The following is a 15,679-nucleotide window of genomic DNA, read 5'->3' as shown; positions in this document are numbered from 1 at the left end:
CTAAACTAACTCCTTTATTATTGCAATAATTATCATTATACATCGTTCATAAGTGAGTGTCGACGAACAAGACATCATTTAAAAAGAATCACGATTTCGGCAACATTCCATTGATGAAACGATATGTTGCCCCTCTAATTGTCATATTGTACGGTGATGATGCTTCATGATCTTGAATTACAATTGAGGCATATTCAGATTTCTTGCCATCTTGAATGCGGAAGATTATATTATCATCTTTTAGCACCAAATCAGTGTACTTATCGTTATCAGCAATGATATCCATATCATACCATAGTTGCCATTTCTTAACTGTCACAGCACGCTTTTCACTTGCAATAACAAGTTTCTCAATAACAAATTGTGATTGCTGATGACGCGCAAACCTCTCTTTCCGCTCTGTTTCAGTTTCATTCCATTGGATAAAAAAGGGTGGCTTAACTAAATAATCAGGATCAGCGATATATAATAATTGCCAGTCAATTTGTTCACCTTTTTTATTCTCTCTATGCATGCGAATTGGACCAATAGTATCGACATTTTTATCACATAACCGTTGAGCAGTTTCTTCAATAGATGTTGTTCTTAAACATATCCCTTTGAAGCCTTCAGCAAAATAATCTTGAATAATTTTTGCAGCAAATGATACGCGCCCTTCCTCGGATTTCACTTCTTTAGCCAATTTATCCGGCTGTTCAACATCTAATAATTCAATATAGTTGTCATTTAGGTATGTTAAACGATTAAATGTACCATAGCGATGGTGTTTGCCACCTGGCTCAAGCTTGAGTAGCTGTCCTGGATAATGAAATTGATTTAAATGATCAACATAATGAATAAGATGATCAAAATTAAGTGTTGCCATCGTACATCCCTCTTTTTCTTTTAGTTACCCATAGTTTAACAAACTATAGCATATATTTCTGTGTCAAATTTGATATTGCCAAATGTATCAATTCAATTTATAATAAATCTTGTGCAAATTTAGTTAGTTAACCTAACCATTTTCCGAGGAGAGTGTTATGATTGTTGCAAAATGATTTTTTCAATAGCTTTATTGAATTGTATCGACCATATATAAAAGCGACTAAACCAATATTAGACCGTTTTGATTTGCATAGTGGTCAATGGCTAGTATTAAAAGATATTGCGAAACAACAACCTACAACGCTAGTCCAAATATCAAAACGTCGCTTCATTGAAAAGCCTACTACACGTCAGTTTATAAAAGCACTATCCGAAAAAGGCTTATTGACCATCACACCTGGACATGATAAACGAGAAAAGGTATTAAATTTGTCACCTGAGGGAGACGTGCTATATCAACAAATAAATGATGAAGTATCTCGTATACAAATAGATTTATTAGCACATGCTTCAATAAACGAAAAACAAATGGAGCAAGTTATTAATATGATGGCCTCGCTGCATCAAATATTTATGGAGGAAGATAACCGTTGAATTCAACAGTATTACATAAAGAACCTATATTCACTAGAAGTTTTACACTAAACTTCGTAATTAATTTCTTTATCTATTTATGTATGTACTTATTAATAGTCATTATTGCAGATTATACTAAAACAGCTTTCCATGCACCTGATAGTTTGGCTGGACTTGTTGTTGGTATCTTTGTTGTAGGTTCATTAATAGGTCGCTTTATTACAGGTCGCTATGTCAATCATTTTGGTCCCAAGAAAATTTTAATCTTTGGATTACTTTTTCTAGTGATTACTCAATTATTATATTTTGTTCCAGGTCCGTTATGTTTTTTAATTTTTACACGCTTAATAAATGGCCTAGCTACAGCTGTTGCATCTACAGCGACAGGAACAATAGCAGCATGTATTACCCCAAAAACACGTAAAAGTGAAGGGATTAGTTTATTTTCATTAAGTCTTGTTCTAGGTACCGCAATCGGTCCATTTTTCGGTTTATTGCTTGTTAAATCATTTTCAATCATGCTACTATTTACAATTTGTATTATTCTGGGCATTATTAGTCTCATACTTTCTTTGTTTGTTCACGTAGCATTTGATTTCACTGGAAAATATCAACATCCTCATCAACATAATAAAGGATTTAGCTTACAACGCTTTATTGCTCGAGAAGCTATTCCTGTCGCTATCATTATGCTATTAGTTGGATTGGGCTATGCCTCAATTCTTACTTTTTTACAGTTTTTTGCTGAGCAAAGACATTTAATTGAGGCTTCAAGTTATTTCTTTATCTGTTATGCTATCGCTTCGCTAATTACAAGACCTATTGCAGGCCGATTAATGGATGAGCATAACGAAAATATTGTGGTCTATCCCGCATTTATTGCTTTAATCATATCCTTTGTTTTACTTGTCTTTAGCTTTAACCCATTTACGTTGTTACTAGCTGGTATCACTTTAGGCATTGGTTATGGAAATCTTTCATCTTCAATGCAAGCCATTGCAATCAAAGTATCTCCACCAGCAAAATATGGTTTAGCAACTTCAACATACTTTATAGGTTTGGATATTGGTATTGGCTTTGGTCCTAGTGTTTTGGGTATGTTTACCAATACGATTTCTTATAGTAGTATTTATTTGCTAATGGCCCTTGTCAGCACGATAACTATTGTAATTTATTTTGTCATTCATGGTCGTAAAGTTAAACACCTTACTCCAAATTAATATGCCCCTAAACATATATGTCTCTGAGAAGATGAATGCGTATGGCACATGTTTTAAGCTATGAACTAAATATTGGCAGTAGTTTAAACAAAAAAGCCAGTAAATGAATTTATAAAAAACTCATTTACTGGCTTTTTTCTATTTTTCTAGAAATTTTGCCCCAGCCTTTTGCCTAGTTATTTAAAATACTAATTTGCTATACTAATTGACTCAATTTCTGATTTCATTTTATCAATCACTTTTAATTGTGCTTTATTAAAGAAATAAAAGACTTGTCTTTCATCTGTTTCTGGACGAACTTTTGAAATTAATTCTTTTTTATAAATTTTACGTATAATCACATCGATTTTACTTGTATCCCATAGCATTTCAAAGTGTAAAGTATCTCTCAATTCTTTACCACTTATTTTTTTGCCCTCATAAACTTTGAACAACACGACAAATTCTTCGATTGAGACTTTGTAAGTTGTCTTTAACCAATGTTTTAGTTGACTCAATTCTCTCTCGGCAGCAATAAAATGTTGTACTTTTTGACTCATATTAAAATCCTCCTATGTTGATTCTCTGTTGTAAGTGAATATGAAATTTTAATTGCTCATAAAAATTATATACCATAGTTTCAATTTAATCTATTAAAATTATTAAATTAATAGCAAAATATTGTTATCAATTATTGATTTTAAAATCGAGAGCAATTATAAGCAATACAATCGCTAAAGTAACAACACCAAAATTCGACAATTTTTCGAACGTAATAATAAAATGATGCTTCTAATCATGTCAACTTGTTAATGAAAAGATGAATGAATAATACGCATTATAGAGAAGTAACTACATATTCAAACTAATTATTTTAAAATAAAGCTTTATGATTGATCATGGTCTAATATATAAACACTGTTCAAACATAGAAATCACCTCTATTTGAAGACTTAGGTGTTAAATGTTTTTCATCTACATATTTACTTTTTATCCGCCTATATAGTTCATATTTATCTTTTTTCGTTGTCTATTTTTAACTGTTTGTTCTGTCCGTTCATCAGAATAACGGTCGTCCCGTACTTGCCATAATTTAATGAGTTCTGCTTTTAATTCACTATTACTTATACCTGAGCGCAATAGCTTTTTAATATTAAATCCTTCTGCTGTACTAAAAAGACAACCATAGAACTTACCATCTGATGAGAGTCTAGCTCGAGTACAACTAGAACAAAACGAGGCTGATACGCTAGTAATTAAACCGAATTTTGCACCGTTATCGTTATGCTGATAATATGTTGCAACTTCGCCGTAATATTTAGGCGCCATCGGTTCTATATCAAATTCATCCTCTATCATTGTCAACATATCATCTTTAGTAACAACTTTGCTGAAGTCCCAACCATTATCATTACCAACATCCATAAATTCAATAAATCTAACTTCGATATTTTTAGCTTTAAAATAATGCAGCATCGGAATGATCTGATCATCATTCACACCTTTTTGAATAACGACATTCACTTTGACATGAAAACCAATTGCAATTGCATAATTAATTTGATCTAAAATAGTTTCTGCTTTAATATTTCTATTGTTAATTGCTTGAAATACACTATTATCTATAGCATCAAGACTAACATTAATACGACGTAACCCTGCTTCAAATAATTTTAAGCCATGTTTTTTTAATAATAAGCCATTTGTCGTTAGACCTATATCTTCAATACCTTCAATTTTATTAAGCCTTGCAATGAGTTGATATAAATTTCGACGCAGTAGAGGTTCTCCTCCGGTAATACGTAATTTTTTTACACCTAATTCGGCATATATTTCAGCAATACGTTCAATTTCTTCAAATGTAAGTAATTCATCTTTAGGTAGAAAGACAAAATCGTCACCAAATATTTCTTTAGGCATACAATAATCACATCTGAAATTGCACCTATCTGTCACAGATATTCTTAAATCACGAATCGGCCGACCAAGTTTATCTTTTATTTGCATTACCATCGTCTGGACCTCCTTGCTTATTTTATCTGCTGCATTAAAGAGTCCAAATCTTGCTGATAATTGATATTCTTATACCAATAGTCTGGAGATTGTATCTCAGTCACATCTAACCAAGCTGCAGATACTTGGTCATAAACGTGTTTCATACTATAGTCATTTGATGTTAAAGCTTGCTTAATGACAGGTAAAATTTTAGGATTATAAAATGCGATTGTAAGTATCATTCGTCCATTTTCAGAAAAAGCAGCAATATCTACATGATTCTCAATCAGATGAGAAACCATAAAATGATATAATCCACTAATAGCTTTACCAGTAATCATAGGGGTATCCACCGATACGACAAAAAAGAGTTCTTCATCTTGATATGCTTTCATAACGGTATAAATACCTGCTAACGGACCTTTATCACTAACTTTGACCTCATCTATCATCACATTTGAATAGTCAAAAAAAGGTGCTAGTTTATCATTTGTACTAATAATAATGTCATTGAACATATTAGTATCTTGCAATACTTGAATTATTTTTTTATAAAAAGGCTCGTTATCAATGGTGGCAAAAGCTTTGGGCTGACCAAATCTCTCTGAATGGCCACCAGCTAGTATAATAGCTTTCATAATATATTTTATCCTCCGCTTACTGGTGGTATTAAAGCAATAATATCGTCAGGTTGAACTATACCGTCTTCTTTCGTAAATTCTTCATTGACTGCAATTTGGAATTTTTTATCCATTAGTTCTGGATGATATTGATTTAGCAGTTGTCTAATTTCCTTAACCGTTTTCGGTTCCAAAATATCTATATATTCATTGCTCATATTAAGTATTTCTTTAACTTCAGCAAAATACAATACTTTCACTATCTTGACTCTCCCTTTTTGGCATCTTGGTAATACCCACGTTGATGACCTTGCCAAGCTGAACCATCTTGCCATATTTCTTTTTTCCAAATTGGCACGATTTCTTTTATGCGTTCAATCGCATATTCATTTGCACGATAAGCATCTTTACGATGTGGTGATGAAACAGCAATCAACACAGCGATATCAGAAATTGCGAGTGGCCCTATACGGTGAACAATGGAGGTAATCGTTCCTGGCCATTTTTTTGAGATTTCGTCACCTATTTGGGCAAGCTTTTTTTCAGCCATAGGCACATATGCTTCATATTCCAAATACTTAGTCTTAACGCCTTGCGTCCACTCTCGTACATGACCCGTAAATACAACTACTGCACCTTGGTATTCATTCACAGTGAAATTTCTATATTGTTCTGTATTTATTGGTTCAGTCACAATTTCATATTGTTTCATTACGTTCATCCTTTAATTTCTATCCAATCTAATAACCAACTATCAAATTTTGTTAATGCTTGCGCGTCGGAAAGATTAATACTGTAGCGTACATTGGATAATGCTTGAAGTTGAGTTAAATCTTTTTCGTTACGATAAACAATGATTTTGTCAAACTCAGCTAATTTATAACCTTCTACTAAAATGATGTCATAGTCAATTGTAACAGATTTGTCAATAACATCCTTAAGACTTTGATTACATTGCCGCGTAATCGTTTGCTGATACTGATGTCCTTGAACAATACTTTGATCTGCACCAGCGTGTAAATGTTTCATATGATCAACTTCTTGATGCTGTAACGTGATTTCTTCTCCATGATGCCCGTGATGCTTTATTGTTACAACAGTCAAATTGTGTTGTTTTAGTAACCGAATGGTGTGCGCCATCAGTGTCGTTTTTCCCGAGTCTTTATAGCCAACAATTTGAATAATCATAGCGACAACGTCTCTTCATAAGCATGCGACTCAGTGAGAATAACGTCAACGGTATGTCCCGCTTTGAAACCACGTGTACCTCCAGGAAGCATAATCATGGCGTTACTATGTGCAATAGCGACAACAGCCCCTGATTTATTAAAACCTGACGGCACCACAGTAGCGCCATTAGCTGACAATGTTGCTTTAGCACGAATAAATCGACTGAATGGATTCGCTTTCGTAAAATCTTCCATAAGTGTAGCTTTAACAACTTGTGGATAAAAAGCATCTGCGCCCATCATATGATAAATTGCAGGTTTAACGAATAATTCAAAACCAGTAAAGCAGGCTGATGGATTACCGGATAAGCCAAATAAATATTTATCAGCAGTAACTGCGACTGTAGTGACACTTCCAGGTCTCATAGCAACTTTATTAAATAATACTTTAGCATCAATAGCCTTGTATATCTCTGGTAAATAATCAAAATCCCCCACAGAAACACCACCTGTTGTAATCACAATTTGATGTGTCTCGAGTGCTTCACGAACTGCTGTAATACTACTATCTAAATCGTCTTGTTGAATTTTATATACATCAGCACCAATATCAATCTTGTTAGCAAGTGCTTGAATCATTGGTCCATTAGAGTTACGTATTTTACCTGGCTGTAGATCTTCATTAATATCTAATAATTCACTACCAGTTGCAATAACAGCGATACTTGGTTTATCAAATACAGGAACTTCACTATAGCCAAACGTAGCTAATACAGCAATGACCCCTGCATTAATAAGCTGCCCTCGTTGTAACACAATATCTCCAGTTGCAGTTTCTTCTCCTTTGAGACAAACATTTTCATATGGCTCAAAAGATTTTCGAATTGTAAATGTATCTTTATCTTCAACCGCTTGTTCAAACATAACCACAGCATCGGCACCTTCTGGCATTTGAGCACCAGTCATAATGCGCACCGCTTCACCTGCTTGTAATTGATGAGACGATACATCTCCAGCACCGATATGATCAACAACTTTAAATTTTTTTCTATTCTGATGATAAGCACCCGCACTATCCTCACTACGAATAGCAAATCCATCGTATGGCGATTTATTAAATCTTGGAATATCACTTGTTGCAGCAATATTTTCGGCTAATACATAATTTAAGCTTTCATCAAGTGGAACGGTTATTACTGAGGTATAAATATCTTGATTTACGACTCTTGAAATTGCTTCTTTTACAGGAATCGGCGTTCTTTTCTCGATTGTCATTTTATCATCTCCAAGTTAACTAATATTTCATGATATACTGAATTTTAAGAGGAGGAATATCATGGCTGATTTCACACATATAAATCATCAAGGCAACGCCAAAATGGTTGATGTTTCAGCAAAAAACATCACTAAACGCACTGCCGTTGCACATTCAAGTATTATAGTAAATCACACAATTTATGAACAAATTGTTAATCATACAGCTAAAAAAGGGAATGTCTTAAATACTGCACAGATTGCAGGAATTATGGCTGCTAAGAACACCTCTACAATGATTCCAATGTGTCATCCTTTACCGCTTACTGGTATTGATATTACATTTTCTTGGTCAGATTTAGACAAAGGTCAACATCAACTTAATATTGAAGCAACCGTTTCAACTACTGGCAAAACTGGCGTCGAAATGGAAGCATTAACTGCAGCTTCTATAACCGCCTTAACTATTTACGATATGACTAAAGCGGTTGACAAAGGCATGATTATTGGTGAAACATTTTTATTAAGTAAAACTGGCGGCAAATCCGGCGAATACTATAGACAATAACCATTTTTTATTTATTTCAATTATTACACTTTTTTATTGAGCTCATAAACCATATGATTTAATTCTGGTTGTATGAGCTTTTTCATTGCTAAGTTAACAGCCCCTGTAGAACCTGGTAGCGTAAAAATAAGTTTTTTATTTACTGTGCCTGCAATTGCACGCGATAAAAGTGCCCTTGTACCAACATCTTCAGCATAGCTTAAATACCTGAACAACTCCCCAAAACCATCTAATTTTTTTGTCAACAATGGTTCTACCGCTTCAATCGTTACATCTCTTGGTGCAATTCCTGTACCACCCGTTGTGATAATGACATCAATATCAGACTTCAACCATAACTGTAATTGATTTTGTATTGCTATTTTTTCATCTTTTACTATGGCGTAATCTTTAATAGCAAGTTCCGCATCTACATCATGCAGTAATGTTTGAACAAGTTGTCCTCCTTTATCACTCTTTTTATCTCGAGTATCTGAAACCGTTAATACAGCACAATTTATAGCTCTATCTATTTTCCTATGTGTATGCATATTTAGACCTCCTTTATCCAAATAAAGCATTTATGAGTTTTGTAGCTTGCGTAATATTAGTCATTCCATGTATTAAAAAGCGACCATCATGAAAGCAAACAATACGATATTTATTAAAGTGGAACATCACTAAATAACCGTTCGTTTGATAATCGATTTGACGCGCGCCCAAATATGACACCAACATCTCTTGAGAAATATCTGGATTGACATACTGTACAGTATCACGTCCACATAACATGGCATAGCGCTGAGGTTGTTGCTGTAAATAAGGGTAGTTTGCTGCCGTTCCACAAGTCGCACAGTTATCTTGTTGTATTTTACTAAAACCAATACTTATATGCTGTCCTTCCCATATATCTCCATAAGTTAGTTTTGCTGCAATATCTTGATGCGTTAATATTTTCAATGCATCTTTAAGCTGTAAACTCGTTGTCATAGTTACTGCTGGTTGTATCACACCCACCGTATCACAGGTTAGCGTCATCGATGGTAACTGTGGTATTAAACAATTAAAGCATGGTGTCTTACCAGGTATAAATGGAGCTTCTACATAAGTACTTTGAACAACTCCGCCATATATCCATGGAATATGTTGTTGATAACAGAAATCATTAATCAATTGACGCGTTACAAAATTATCTGTTGCATCGAGTATTAAATCAACATGCGTGCCATTCGAGCTTAAAAATGCATGATCGACTTGCGCTATAAAAGCATGTATTTGTACATCTTTATCAATACTTTCCAAATGCGCCTTTGCAGCAATTACCTTTGGCAAGCCCTCTGCTGCATCTTGCTCTGTAAATAATGTTTGGCGTTGTAAATTACTATATTCTATATAATCTCGATCAACTATCGTTAATTGCTTTACTCCTGCACGCACTAGCCCTTCTGCTAAGTGCGTACCTAACGCTCCCATTCCAACAATTAGTACTTGAGCTTGTCGTAAATCTTCTTGACCTTTTTCACCAATTTTATTAAATAAAATTTGCCTTGAGTATCGGTCTTGCGTCATGCTTAGCTCCCTCTTTCTGCATCATTATCATCATTATATAAGTATTTATAGCTACTCTCAAAAATTTGAATTATTATATAAAAATACTTTGTAGGATACTTTTTAGCGAATCAAAAAAGAGCGAAACCAAGGTTCATTTACCTTTGAGTACCGCTCTCATAAAAATGCGATTTAAATGATCAAAAATGACCTGTTTAGCTCCAATTAAAATGATATTAACCAATAATAATCAGTTCATCTGCAAGCGTTTCAGCTTCATAGTTTGAATGCGTAACAAATATAATAGGAATTTGCCATTCTTGAAAAATACGTTTTATTAATTCTATACCTTCATCTCTCGTAGCATCGTCTAAACTAGAAAATGGTTCATCCAATAAAATTAAATCTGGTTTTGTGCTCAATGCACGTGCCAAAGCAACACGCTGAGCTTCGCCACCTGATAATGTCATTGGATATTGTTTTTTCAAATGACTTATATTCAAAGTCTTCATCAGCTGATTTAAATGTTCTGATGGTTCAGCCATAAATGTAATATTGTCGTACACCGTCATATGCGGAAATAACTGGTAATCTTGGAAAAGGTAACCAATATGTCTTGATTGAATTTTAGTTTGTATATGTTGTTGTGTATCAGTAATGACACGTCCATTAACAGCAATATAGGCCTTATCTGCTTGTCTTAAACCGGCAATCATATTCAATACGGTCGTCTTTCCAATTCCTGATGGTCCTCTAAGTGCATATATCTTCGGTATATTATCATCAATGTCAATATGAATATGTGTTTGTTTTAATTGATAATGCAATTGTATTTTAAGCATTTAATCAACCTCCCGATACTTATCTCGATTAGCAAAATTTAAAGTACCGATGACTGCAATTGAAAATGCCACAAGAACTAGCACCCATAACCACGCTTCATTTTCACGACTCTGTTCTACTAAAAAGTATATTTCGAGTGGTAATGTATTCGTTTTATTAGGTATGTATCCAGCTAACATTAATGTTGCACCAAATTCACCAATTGCTCTGGCAAAGCTCATCATAATTCCTGCTAAAATAGCACGTTTTGATAACGGTAAAATCAACTTGAAAAAGATTTTATTTTCACTTGCTCCCATTGTCCTAGCTGTGTTAAGCATTTTAGGCTCAATGTTACGAAATCCTTGAACAGTATGTTGATACATAAGTGGAAAACTAACAATGACAGATGCTATAACTGCACCTGTCATTGTAAATACCACTGGAAGATGTAAGACATTTTGAAAAAATTGCCCCACAAAACCACGCGGTGAAAAAATAATTAATAGAATAAATCCCATGACCGTTGGCGGTAAGACAATCGGCAAGAGAATCAAACTTTCAAGGAGTTTCGTAAAATGCCCTGTGCCACGATATAGCAGTCTTGCAATTATTATGCTTAAAATCATTACGATAATCGTACTTATCACAGCAACCTTAAGCGAAATCCAAAATGGCGTAAAATCAGGCATTGACTAGACCTCCTTAATTCGAAAATTTATAATCTTTAAGAATGGCTTTGGCTTTATCTGATTTTAGGAAGTCCATCCATTCTTTTGCAAGTTTGCTATTTGAAGTTGCACCTGCTTTATATGTGATTGGTTTTTTCAATTCAACTTCTTTAATTTCATTCACTTTATCATTGCGTTGTTTGTTAGTATAGAGATCCGTTTTATAAACAAATCCCATCTGAGCATTACCTTTTTCAACATAATTTAAAACTTGTTTAACATCTTTCGCATATACAATTTTATCTTTCACAGCATTGTATAGATGTTGATCATCTAAATATTGTTTCGCATATTTTCCTGCTGGTACTGTTTTCACTTCACCCAAAGCTAATTTTTCATTGCCCTTTAAATCTTTGACTGAAGATTGTGTACTGTCTTTATCACCAATAAGTACAAGTTTATTATGAGCATAATTATATGTATCATGCACATTATCTTTTAATGCATCAACATCTTTCGTATTTGCAGACATAAATACATCAGCAGGGGCACCCTTTTCAATTTGTTGTCTTAATGCTCCAGAACCACCATAATTAAAAGTTACTTTGGCATCTTTATGATCTTTTTTAAATTCCTTCTCAAGTGCTTTTGAAACATCGGCTAAACTTGCTGCTGCAGAAATACGTAATTCTTGTTTACTATCTGAGCTAGATGACTTTTTATCGTCTTTTTTGTCGTTTCCACCACTAGAACAACCAGCTAAAATAAGTACTAATGTTGCAATTACAACTAATAAATGTTTAAATTTCATTGACAAAATTCCCTCTCTTCTAGGATTATTATACTACTTTTTTATATTCATAAAAGGTGTATTTTACAATTTCATATAACTTTAAATAATACGCCTTAAATGTGGTACTATCATTTATATTTTAATCTTAGTATTTTAGCATTATAATAAATATATTATCTTGTACGATGTGGGGAGCATGATTATGGAAAGAGATGTATTACAAGGACAATCCATTGTTCATTATGATGGAGAGCGACTTATAACTACAACGGATAGCTATGTTACTGAGTTTCCACTTACAATTATGGTAAATAGAGATGAGTTTGCTACTGTTATTTGCAGTCCAACTCATATGGAAGAATTAGTGATTGGCTTTTTAGCATCAGAAGGTGCAATATACAAGCGTGATGAAATTAAATCTTGCCAAATAGATGATAGTAAGGGGTTTGCCCATGTGGATTTGACACATGAACTCGGTGATCGATTTGAATATTCAACTAAACGCATGATTGCTTCTTGTTGTGGCAAAAGTCGTGAGTTTTATTTCCAAAACGATGCGGCGATAGCAAAAACGTCGATGTCTCATATAACGCTGCATCCACAACAAATTTTAAATATGATGACACGTCTACAAGGAGCTAGTACACTTTTCAAACAAACAGGCGGTCTGCATAACGCTGCAATTAGCGATGGCAACACATTCTTTGAACACCGCCAAGATATTGGTCGACATAATGCCTTAGATAAACTTTATGGTTTTTGTTTAAAACGCCGTATTCCCGTTCGAGATAAAATCCTCATTTTTAGTGGACGTATTTCCTCTGAAATTCTTATTAAAGCTGCAAAAATCGGTGTTGGCGTAATACTTTCAAAATCAGCTCCAACTACGCTTGCCATCACGCTAGCTAATGATTTAAATATTACAGCAATTGGCTTTATACGAGATGGTACATTTAATATTTACAGTCATCCAGAACGCGTTAAAGCATAAGATTTCAACCTTTTATAGAATTAAAAGCCCACGTCAATTATCTTCATGTCATAAAAGGAGCGAAATACAATTCATAATGAATTCTTTTTCGCTCCCTTTTTATATTTTATTTGATATTTTCTTTAACAACTTGATAACAAAAACCTTTGTAGATATATCCTTGCTTAAGATACATATCACGTGCCGTATCTTCACCATCAGCAACTAGAATAACCGGTCTTGTGTCAGCATATTGCCCTACATAGGCTTGTAACGTACTACCAATCCCTTGATGTTGGTAATTCTCTAAGACACCAAAACCATCAATTTCAACAATTTCGTCACTTACGATCATATCTAAAATACCCGCTGGTTGATTTTGATAATAAGCTAATAAGCGAACAACATTATCGTATTGTTGTTGAATATGGATACGTGTACGTTTGACACTTTCATCAGCAAATCTATGACCAAACGGTAATGCAAAATGTTTATAAATTGTTAAATAATCCTCTAAATTATCTTTGTCTACAATCTGAATTTGTACATCTGATTTCGTTTGCCAACGCGCCAGCTCAGCAGACTCAATCACATAGAGCTCAAGCACCCCAAGTTGGTACCCTTCTTTATTAAGTATCTGTTTCCAATCATTGTCTAAATGATGATTCGCTGGAAATGTAAAGGCAAGATGTGTACATTGATGCGCTTGATGAAATTGTTGTTGTCTTTGTACATCTCGTCGCCATTCTTCGATATTAGGTAGTTGTTTATATATCCATTGATTAGAATGATACGTATGCGGTTCTTCAGGAGTTAAATATATCTTTTTATTAGAATCTTCATAAAAGAGGTTTCCCATTATCGCTATATGCTCAAAACTCAATTCTTCCATACATATCACCTAATTTTTTTAAATTATATCAAATTTTTAAATCTACTATGATTTAACATGGTTGCACCAATCAGACAAGCAATGATTGCTTTAATGATATCTCCAGGCATAAATGAGAATGAAAATAAAAATGCTTTAGAAATAGGTATTTGTGTGATAAAGCCCATAACAATCGTGCCTACAATATCTAATAATAACACGCCAAAGAGGAGTGTTGGCACAATCAATACTAGAAAATTGATTTTATGCTTGTACGCATCTCTAACAGAACCTATCGCATAAGCAATAAAAGGATATAAAATTAGAAAGCCAGCAGATGGCCCCGCAAAGACACCTATACCACCTCTTCCTCCAGATAAAACTGGTAGGCCTGTAGCGACAAGCAATAAAAAGACAACAGCACTTAATGCACCTAATTTACGTCCTAAAATAATCCCTGCTAAAAATATGCCTATATTTTGTAAAACAATGGGTACTGGCATAAAAGGTAGAGGTATTCCAGGAACCAATCCTAAAATACATATAATGGCAGTCATGACTGCTGTATATACTAATTCTTTTGTACTCATATCGTGATCCTCCTTATATGAGAATGATTATAACACCTTTGTAAACTTTTATAAATGGAAAGTTTACATTTAGTCAACTTTCATTGCTAATGCGGTGATATAGTCGAAAAAGGCATCACGTTTCACATCATTGATAACATTAATTGGACGTCCTTGATCAGTTAAAAATGTTCGACCTTGGCTTGGTCCTTTTGCAATAACATCAGCCATTACTGTCTGATAATCCACTAACTGTGGATTACCAACGTAAGCAGTTGTTAGCACATCCCATAAAAAATAAGTGGAATTTGTAACAAAATGAGTCAAAGGCGGTACAGCAGCATAACTAACACCTAAAAAATCAACACCTGTATAACGTCTGTCATTCGCCCAACGTTGTCTTATTTCCCATGTGAGCGGCACTTGATTAGTACTTTCTAAAGCAACCATATCAATAGTCAAATCGGCGTCAAATACTGTTTTAACTGCAGAAGGATCCCAAAATGCATTCCATTCCGCTGTCCCATCATGTTCAGGTTCTTCTACATTACCTCGTGTTAAAAACGTTCCTCCCATCCATACTAACTTTTCAATTTTATGTATGATATTGGGTTTTCTTTTTAGTGCCTCAGCTAAGTCAGTAAGCGGTCCGGTGAATAGTAGGATTACTTTATCAGTGCTCTGTTCTAATCTAAAAATAATATCTTCATAGGCTTCCATCTGACTTATACTAGCAGAAGTATGTAAATGTGTTTCATTTAAAATAGGTAACGCATCCATAAAAAACGCATGCATTCGCCAATCTTTAGGAAACGGATTAGCACCACGCTCATATGAAGGTGCAACAGCAATATTTTTTGTTGAAAATCGATTAATTATTTTCATTGAGGCGCTTAATGAAGGTTCTAAATAACAATCAGCGCCAATAGTACTTACCCCGATTAAATTAATATTATCCATTTGTAATAATAAAAAAAGTGAAACTAAATCGTCAACGCCACCATCATGATTAAAATATACTTGTTGTGTCATGTTTTTTCTCCTTTAGTCGTCTTACATATCAATATTATAGTATAGTATATTAAAATGAAGATAGGACATAAATATTTCTGACAAGTTGAAAGAAACGGGGGGAGAATTCATAATGAATTCTCCCCCGCTCCCTATTGTTTAGGATTTATGTCCCAAACTGATAAATGAAGTTAAAA

General features: G+C 34.0%; 20 protein-coding genes. 4 read left to right on the top strand and 16 right to left on the bottom strand.

Translation table 11 applies throughout. The features are described 5' to 3' along the window. Window positions 1-88: 88 nt before the first annotated feature. Window positions 89-865 (bottom strand): VOC family protein, encoded by a 777-nt coding sequence (locus HMPREF2597_RS01410; protein ID WP_002478822.1) that lies wholly within the window; start codon window positions 863-865, stop codon window positions 89-91. A 161-nt stretch (window positions 866-1,026) separates the two neighbouring features. On the opposite strand from HMPREF2597_RS01410, the gene HMPREF2597_RS01405 reads away from it, so the two are divergent. Next, window positions 1,027-1,461, top strand: a complete 435-nt coding sequence (locus HMPREF2597_RS01405; RefSeq protein ID WP_002478821.1) for a MarR family winged helix-turn-helix transcriptional regulator — start codon at window positions 1,027-1,029, stop codon at window positions 1,459-1,461. Next, on the top strand, window positions 1,458-2,663 hold the full coding sequence (locus HMPREF2597_RS01400; protein ID WP_002478820.1) for an MFS transporter: 1,206 nt from the start codon (window positions 1,458-1,460) through the stop codon (window positions 2,661-2,663). The genes HMPREF2597_RS01405 and HMPREF2597_RS01400 overlap by 4 nt, the downstream gene beginning before the upstream one ends. 188 nt (window positions 2,664-2,851) lie before the next feature. Here the strand turns inward: HMPREF2597_RS01400 and HMPREF2597_RS01395 are convergent, their stop codons facing one another. From HMPREF2597_RS01395 to glp, 7 genes are all read right to left on the bottom strand, one after another. Further along, complete coding sequence (locus tag HMPREF2597_RS01395; RefSeq protein ID WP_070817117.1) at window positions 2,852-3,202, bottom strand: SarA family transcriptional regulator; 351 nt, start codon at window positions 3,200-3,202, stop codon at window positions 2,852-2,854. Window positions 3,203-3,632: 430 nt separating this feature from the next. Next, the gene (gene moaA, locus HMPREF2597_RS01390) at window positions 3,633-4,655 is read right to left on the bottom strand and encodes a GTP 3',8-cyclase MoaA (RefSeq protein ID WP_002460088.1); all 1,023 of its coding nucleotides are present in this window, start codon (window positions 4,653-4,655) and stop codon (window positions 3,633-3,635) included. 17 nt (window positions 4,656-4,672) lie between these two features. Next, window positions 4,673-5,275, bottom strand: coding sequence for a molybdenum cofactor guanylyltransferase MobA (gene mobA / locus HMPREF2597_RS01385; protein ID WP_070817116.1), 603 nt, complete (start codon window positions 5,273-5,275; stop codon window positions 4,673-4,675). A gap of 8 nt (window positions 5,276-5,283) precedes the next feature. Continuing rightward, window positions 5,284-5,517: a molybdopterin converting factor subunit 1 gene (moaD, locus tag HMPREF2597_RS01380; protein WP_002478818.1), complete on the bottom strand. Its 234-nt coding sequence runs from the start codon at window positions 5,515-5,517 to the stop codon at window positions 5,284-5,286. Then, complete coding sequence (locus HMPREF2597_RS01375; protein WP_002478817.1) at window positions 5,517-5,969, bottom strand: molybdenum cofactor biosynthesis protein MoaE; 453 nt, start codon at window positions 5,967-5,969, stop codon at window positions 5,517-5,519. Before HMPREF2597_RS01375 ends, moaD begins: the two co-directional genes overlap by 1 nt. A 5-nt stretch (window positions 5,970-5,974) precedes the next feature. Next, window positions 5,975-6,445: a molybdopterin-guanine dinucleotide biosynthesis protein B gene (gene mobB / locus HMPREF2597_RS01370; protein WP_002460093.1), complete on the bottom strand. Its 471-nt coding sequence runs from the start codon at window positions 6,443-6,445 to the stop codon at window positions 5,975-5,977. Further along, a complete protein-coding gene (glp, locus tag HMPREF2597_RS01365) occupies window positions 6,442-7,701 on the bottom strand; it encodes a molybdopterin molybdotransferase MoeA (protein ID WP_002478816.1) in 1,260 nt (419 codons plus the stop codon). Before glp ends, mobB begins: the two co-directional genes overlap by 4 nt. A 61-nt stretch (window positions 7,702-7,762) precedes the next feature. Here glp and moaC point away from each other — a divergent pair, with 61 nt between their 5' ends. Next, on the top strand, window positions 7,763-8,248 hold the full coding sequence (gene moaC / locus HMPREF2597_RS01360; RefSeq protein ID WP_002460095.1) for a cyclic pyranopterin monophosphate synthase MoaC: 486 nt from the start codon (window positions 7,763-7,765) through the stop codon (window positions 8,246-8,248). Between the two features lie 23 nt (window positions 8,249-8,271). Here the strand turns inward: moaC and HMPREF2597_RS01355 are convergent, their stop codons facing one another. From HMPREF2597_RS01355 to modA, 5 genes are all read right to left on the bottom strand, one after another. After that, window positions 8,272-8,778, bottom strand: a complete 507-nt coding sequence (locus HMPREF2597_RS01355; protein ID WP_002478815.1) for a MogA/MoaB family molybdenum cofactor biosynthesis protein — start codon at window positions 8,776-8,778, stop codon at window positions 8,272-8,274. A gap of 13 nt (window positions 8,779-8,791) precedes the next feature. Continuing rightward, window positions 8,792-9,796: a ThiF family adenylyltransferase gene (locus HMPREF2597_RS01350; RefSeq protein WP_070817115.1), complete on the bottom strand. Its 1,005-nt coding sequence runs from the start codon at window positions 9,794-9,796 to the stop codon at window positions 8,792-8,794. Window positions 9,797-10,011: 215 nt separating this feature from the next. After that, a complete protein-coding gene (locus HMPREF2597_RS01345) occupies window positions 10,012-10,617 on the bottom strand; it encodes an ATP-binding cassette domain-containing protein (RefSeq protein ID WP_002460098.1) in 606 nt (201 codons plus the stop codon). Beyond that, window positions 10,618-11,289 (bottom strand): molybdate ABC transporter permease subunit, encoded by a 672-nt coding sequence (modB, locus tag HMPREF2597_RS01340; RefSeq protein WP_002460099.1) that lies wholly within the window; start codon window positions 11,287-11,289, stop codon window positions 10,618-10,620. Window positions 11,290-11,302: 13 nt separating this feature from the next. Then, window positions 11,303-12,079, bottom strand: a complete 777-nt coding sequence (gene modA, locus HMPREF2597_RS01335) for a molybdate ABC transporter substrate-binding protein (RefSeq protein ID WP_002460100.1) — start codon at window positions 12,077-12,079, stop codon at window positions 11,303-11,305. Window positions 12,080-12,263: 184 nt separating this feature from the next. On the opposite strand from modA, the gene fdhD reads away from it, so the two are divergent. Next, window positions 12,264-13,052 (top strand): formate dehydrogenase accessory sulfurtransferase FdhD, encoded by a 789-nt coding sequence (gene fdhD / locus HMPREF2597_RS01330; RefSeq protein WP_002478813.1) that lies wholly within the window; start codon window positions 12,264-12,266, stop codon window positions 13,050-13,052. 106 nt (window positions 13,053-13,158) lie between these two features. Here the strand turns inward: fdhD and HMPREF2597_RS01325 are convergent, their stop codons facing one another. From HMPREF2597_RS01325 to HMPREF2597_RS01315, 3 genes are all read right to left on the bottom strand, one after another. After that, window positions 13,159-13,923 carry a GNAT family N-acetyltransferase gene (locus tag HMPREF2597_RS01325; protein ID WP_002478812.1) on the bottom strand — a complete coding sequence of 255 codons (765 nt, stop codon included), beginning with the start codon at window positions 13,921-13,923 and terminating at the stop codon, window positions 13,159-13,161. A gap of 23 nt (window positions 13,924-13,946) precedes the next feature. Continuing rightward, window positions 13,947-14,492 carry a biotin transporter BioY gene (locus tag HMPREF2597_RS01320; RefSeq protein ID WP_002460104.1) on the bottom strand — a complete coding sequence of 182 codons (546 nt, stop codon included), beginning with the start codon at window positions 14,490-14,492 and terminating at the stop codon, window positions 13,947-13,949. A gap of 69 nt (window positions 14,493-14,561) precedes the next feature. Then, entirely contained in the window at window positions 14,562-15,503 is a 942-nt protein-coding gene (locus tag HMPREF2597_RS01315) for a nucleoside hydrolase (protein ID WP_002460105.1), read from the bottom strand. Window positions 15,504-15,679 lie beyond the last annotated feature (176 nt).

Source organism: Staphylococcus sp. HMSC063A07 (assembly GCF_001836955.1).
Classification (GTDB): Bacteria; Bacillota; Bacilli; order Staphylococcales; family Staphylococcaceae; genus Staphylococcus; species Staphylococcus lugdunensis.
Note: the sequence above shows the minus strand (reverse complement) of the source record. Positions and strands in the feature narration are given on the sequence as shown.

What these genes read in the sequence shown, in the direction of transcription:
- HMPREF2597_RS01410 (WP_002478822.1), bottom strand. Translation starts at nt 865, where the DNA reads ATGGCAACACTTAATTTTGATCATCTTATTCATTATGTTGATCATTTA.
- HMPREF2597_RS01395 (WP_070817117.1), bottom strand. Translation starts at nt 3,202, where the DNA reads ATGAGTCAAAAAGTACAACATTTTATTGCTGCCGAGAGAGAATTGAGT.
- moaA (WP_002460088.1), bottom strand. Translation starts at nt 4,655, where the DNA reads ATGGTAATGCAAATAAAAGATAAACTTGGTCGGCCGATTCGTGATTTA.
- mobA (WP_070817116.1), bottom strand. Translation starts at nt 5,275, where the DNA reads ATGAAAGCTATTATACTAGCTGGTGGCCATTCAGAGAGATTTGGTCAG.
- HMPREF2597_RS01375 (WP_002478817.1), bottom strand. Translation starts at nt 5,969, where the DNA reads ATGAAACAATATGAAATTGTGACTGAACCAATAAATACAGAACAATAT.
- mobB (WP_002460093.1), bottom strand. Translation starts at nt 6,445, where the DNA reads ATGATTATTCAAATTGTTGGCTATAAAGACTCGGGAAAAACGACACTG.
- glp (WP_002478816.1), bottom strand. Translation starts at nt 7,701, where the DNA reads ATGACAATCGAGAAAAGAACGCCGATTCCTGTAAAAGAAGCAATTTCA.
- moaC (WP_002460095.1), top strand. Translation starts at nt 7,763, where the DNA reads ATGGCTGATTTCACACATATAAATCATCAAGGCAACGCCAAAATGGTT.
- HMPREF2597_RS01355 (WP_002478815.1), bottom strand. Translation starts at nt 8,778, where the DNA reads ATGCATACACATAGGAAAATAGATAGAGCTATAAATTGTGCTGTATTA.
- HMPREF2597_RS01350 (WP_070817115.1), bottom strand. Translation starts at nt 9,796, where the DNA reads ATGACGCAAGACCGATACTCAAGGCAAATTTTATTTAATAAAATTGGT.
- HMPREF2597_RS01345 (WP_002460098.1), bottom strand. Translation starts at nt 10,617, where the DNA reads ATGCTTAAAATACAATTGCATTATCAATTAAAACAAACACATATTCAT.
- modB (WP_002460099.1), bottom strand. Translation starts at nt 11,289, where the DNA reads ATGCCTGATTTTACGCCATTTTGGATTTCGCTTAAGGTTGCTGTGATA.
- modA (WP_002460100.1), bottom strand. Translation starts at nt 12,079, where the DNA reads ATGAAATTTAAACATTTATTAGTTGTAATTGCAACATTAGTACTTATT.
- fdhD (WP_002478813.1), top strand. Translation starts at nt 12,264, where the DNA reads ATGGAAAGAGATGTATTACAAGGACAATCCATTGTTCATTATGATGGA.
- HMPREF2597_RS01325 (WP_002478812.1), bottom strand. Translation starts at nt 13,923, where the DNA reads ATGGAAGAATTGAGTTTTGAGCATATAGCGATAATGGGAAACCTCTTT.
- HMPREF2597_RS01320 (WP_002460104.1), bottom strand. Translation starts at nt 14,492, where the DNA reads ATGAGTACAAAAGAATTAGTATATACAGCAGTCATGACTGCCATTATA.
- HMPREF2597_RS01315 (WP_002460105.1), bottom strand. Translation starts at nt 15,503, where the DNA reads ATGACACAACAAGTATATTTTAATCATGATGGTGGCGTTGACGATTTA.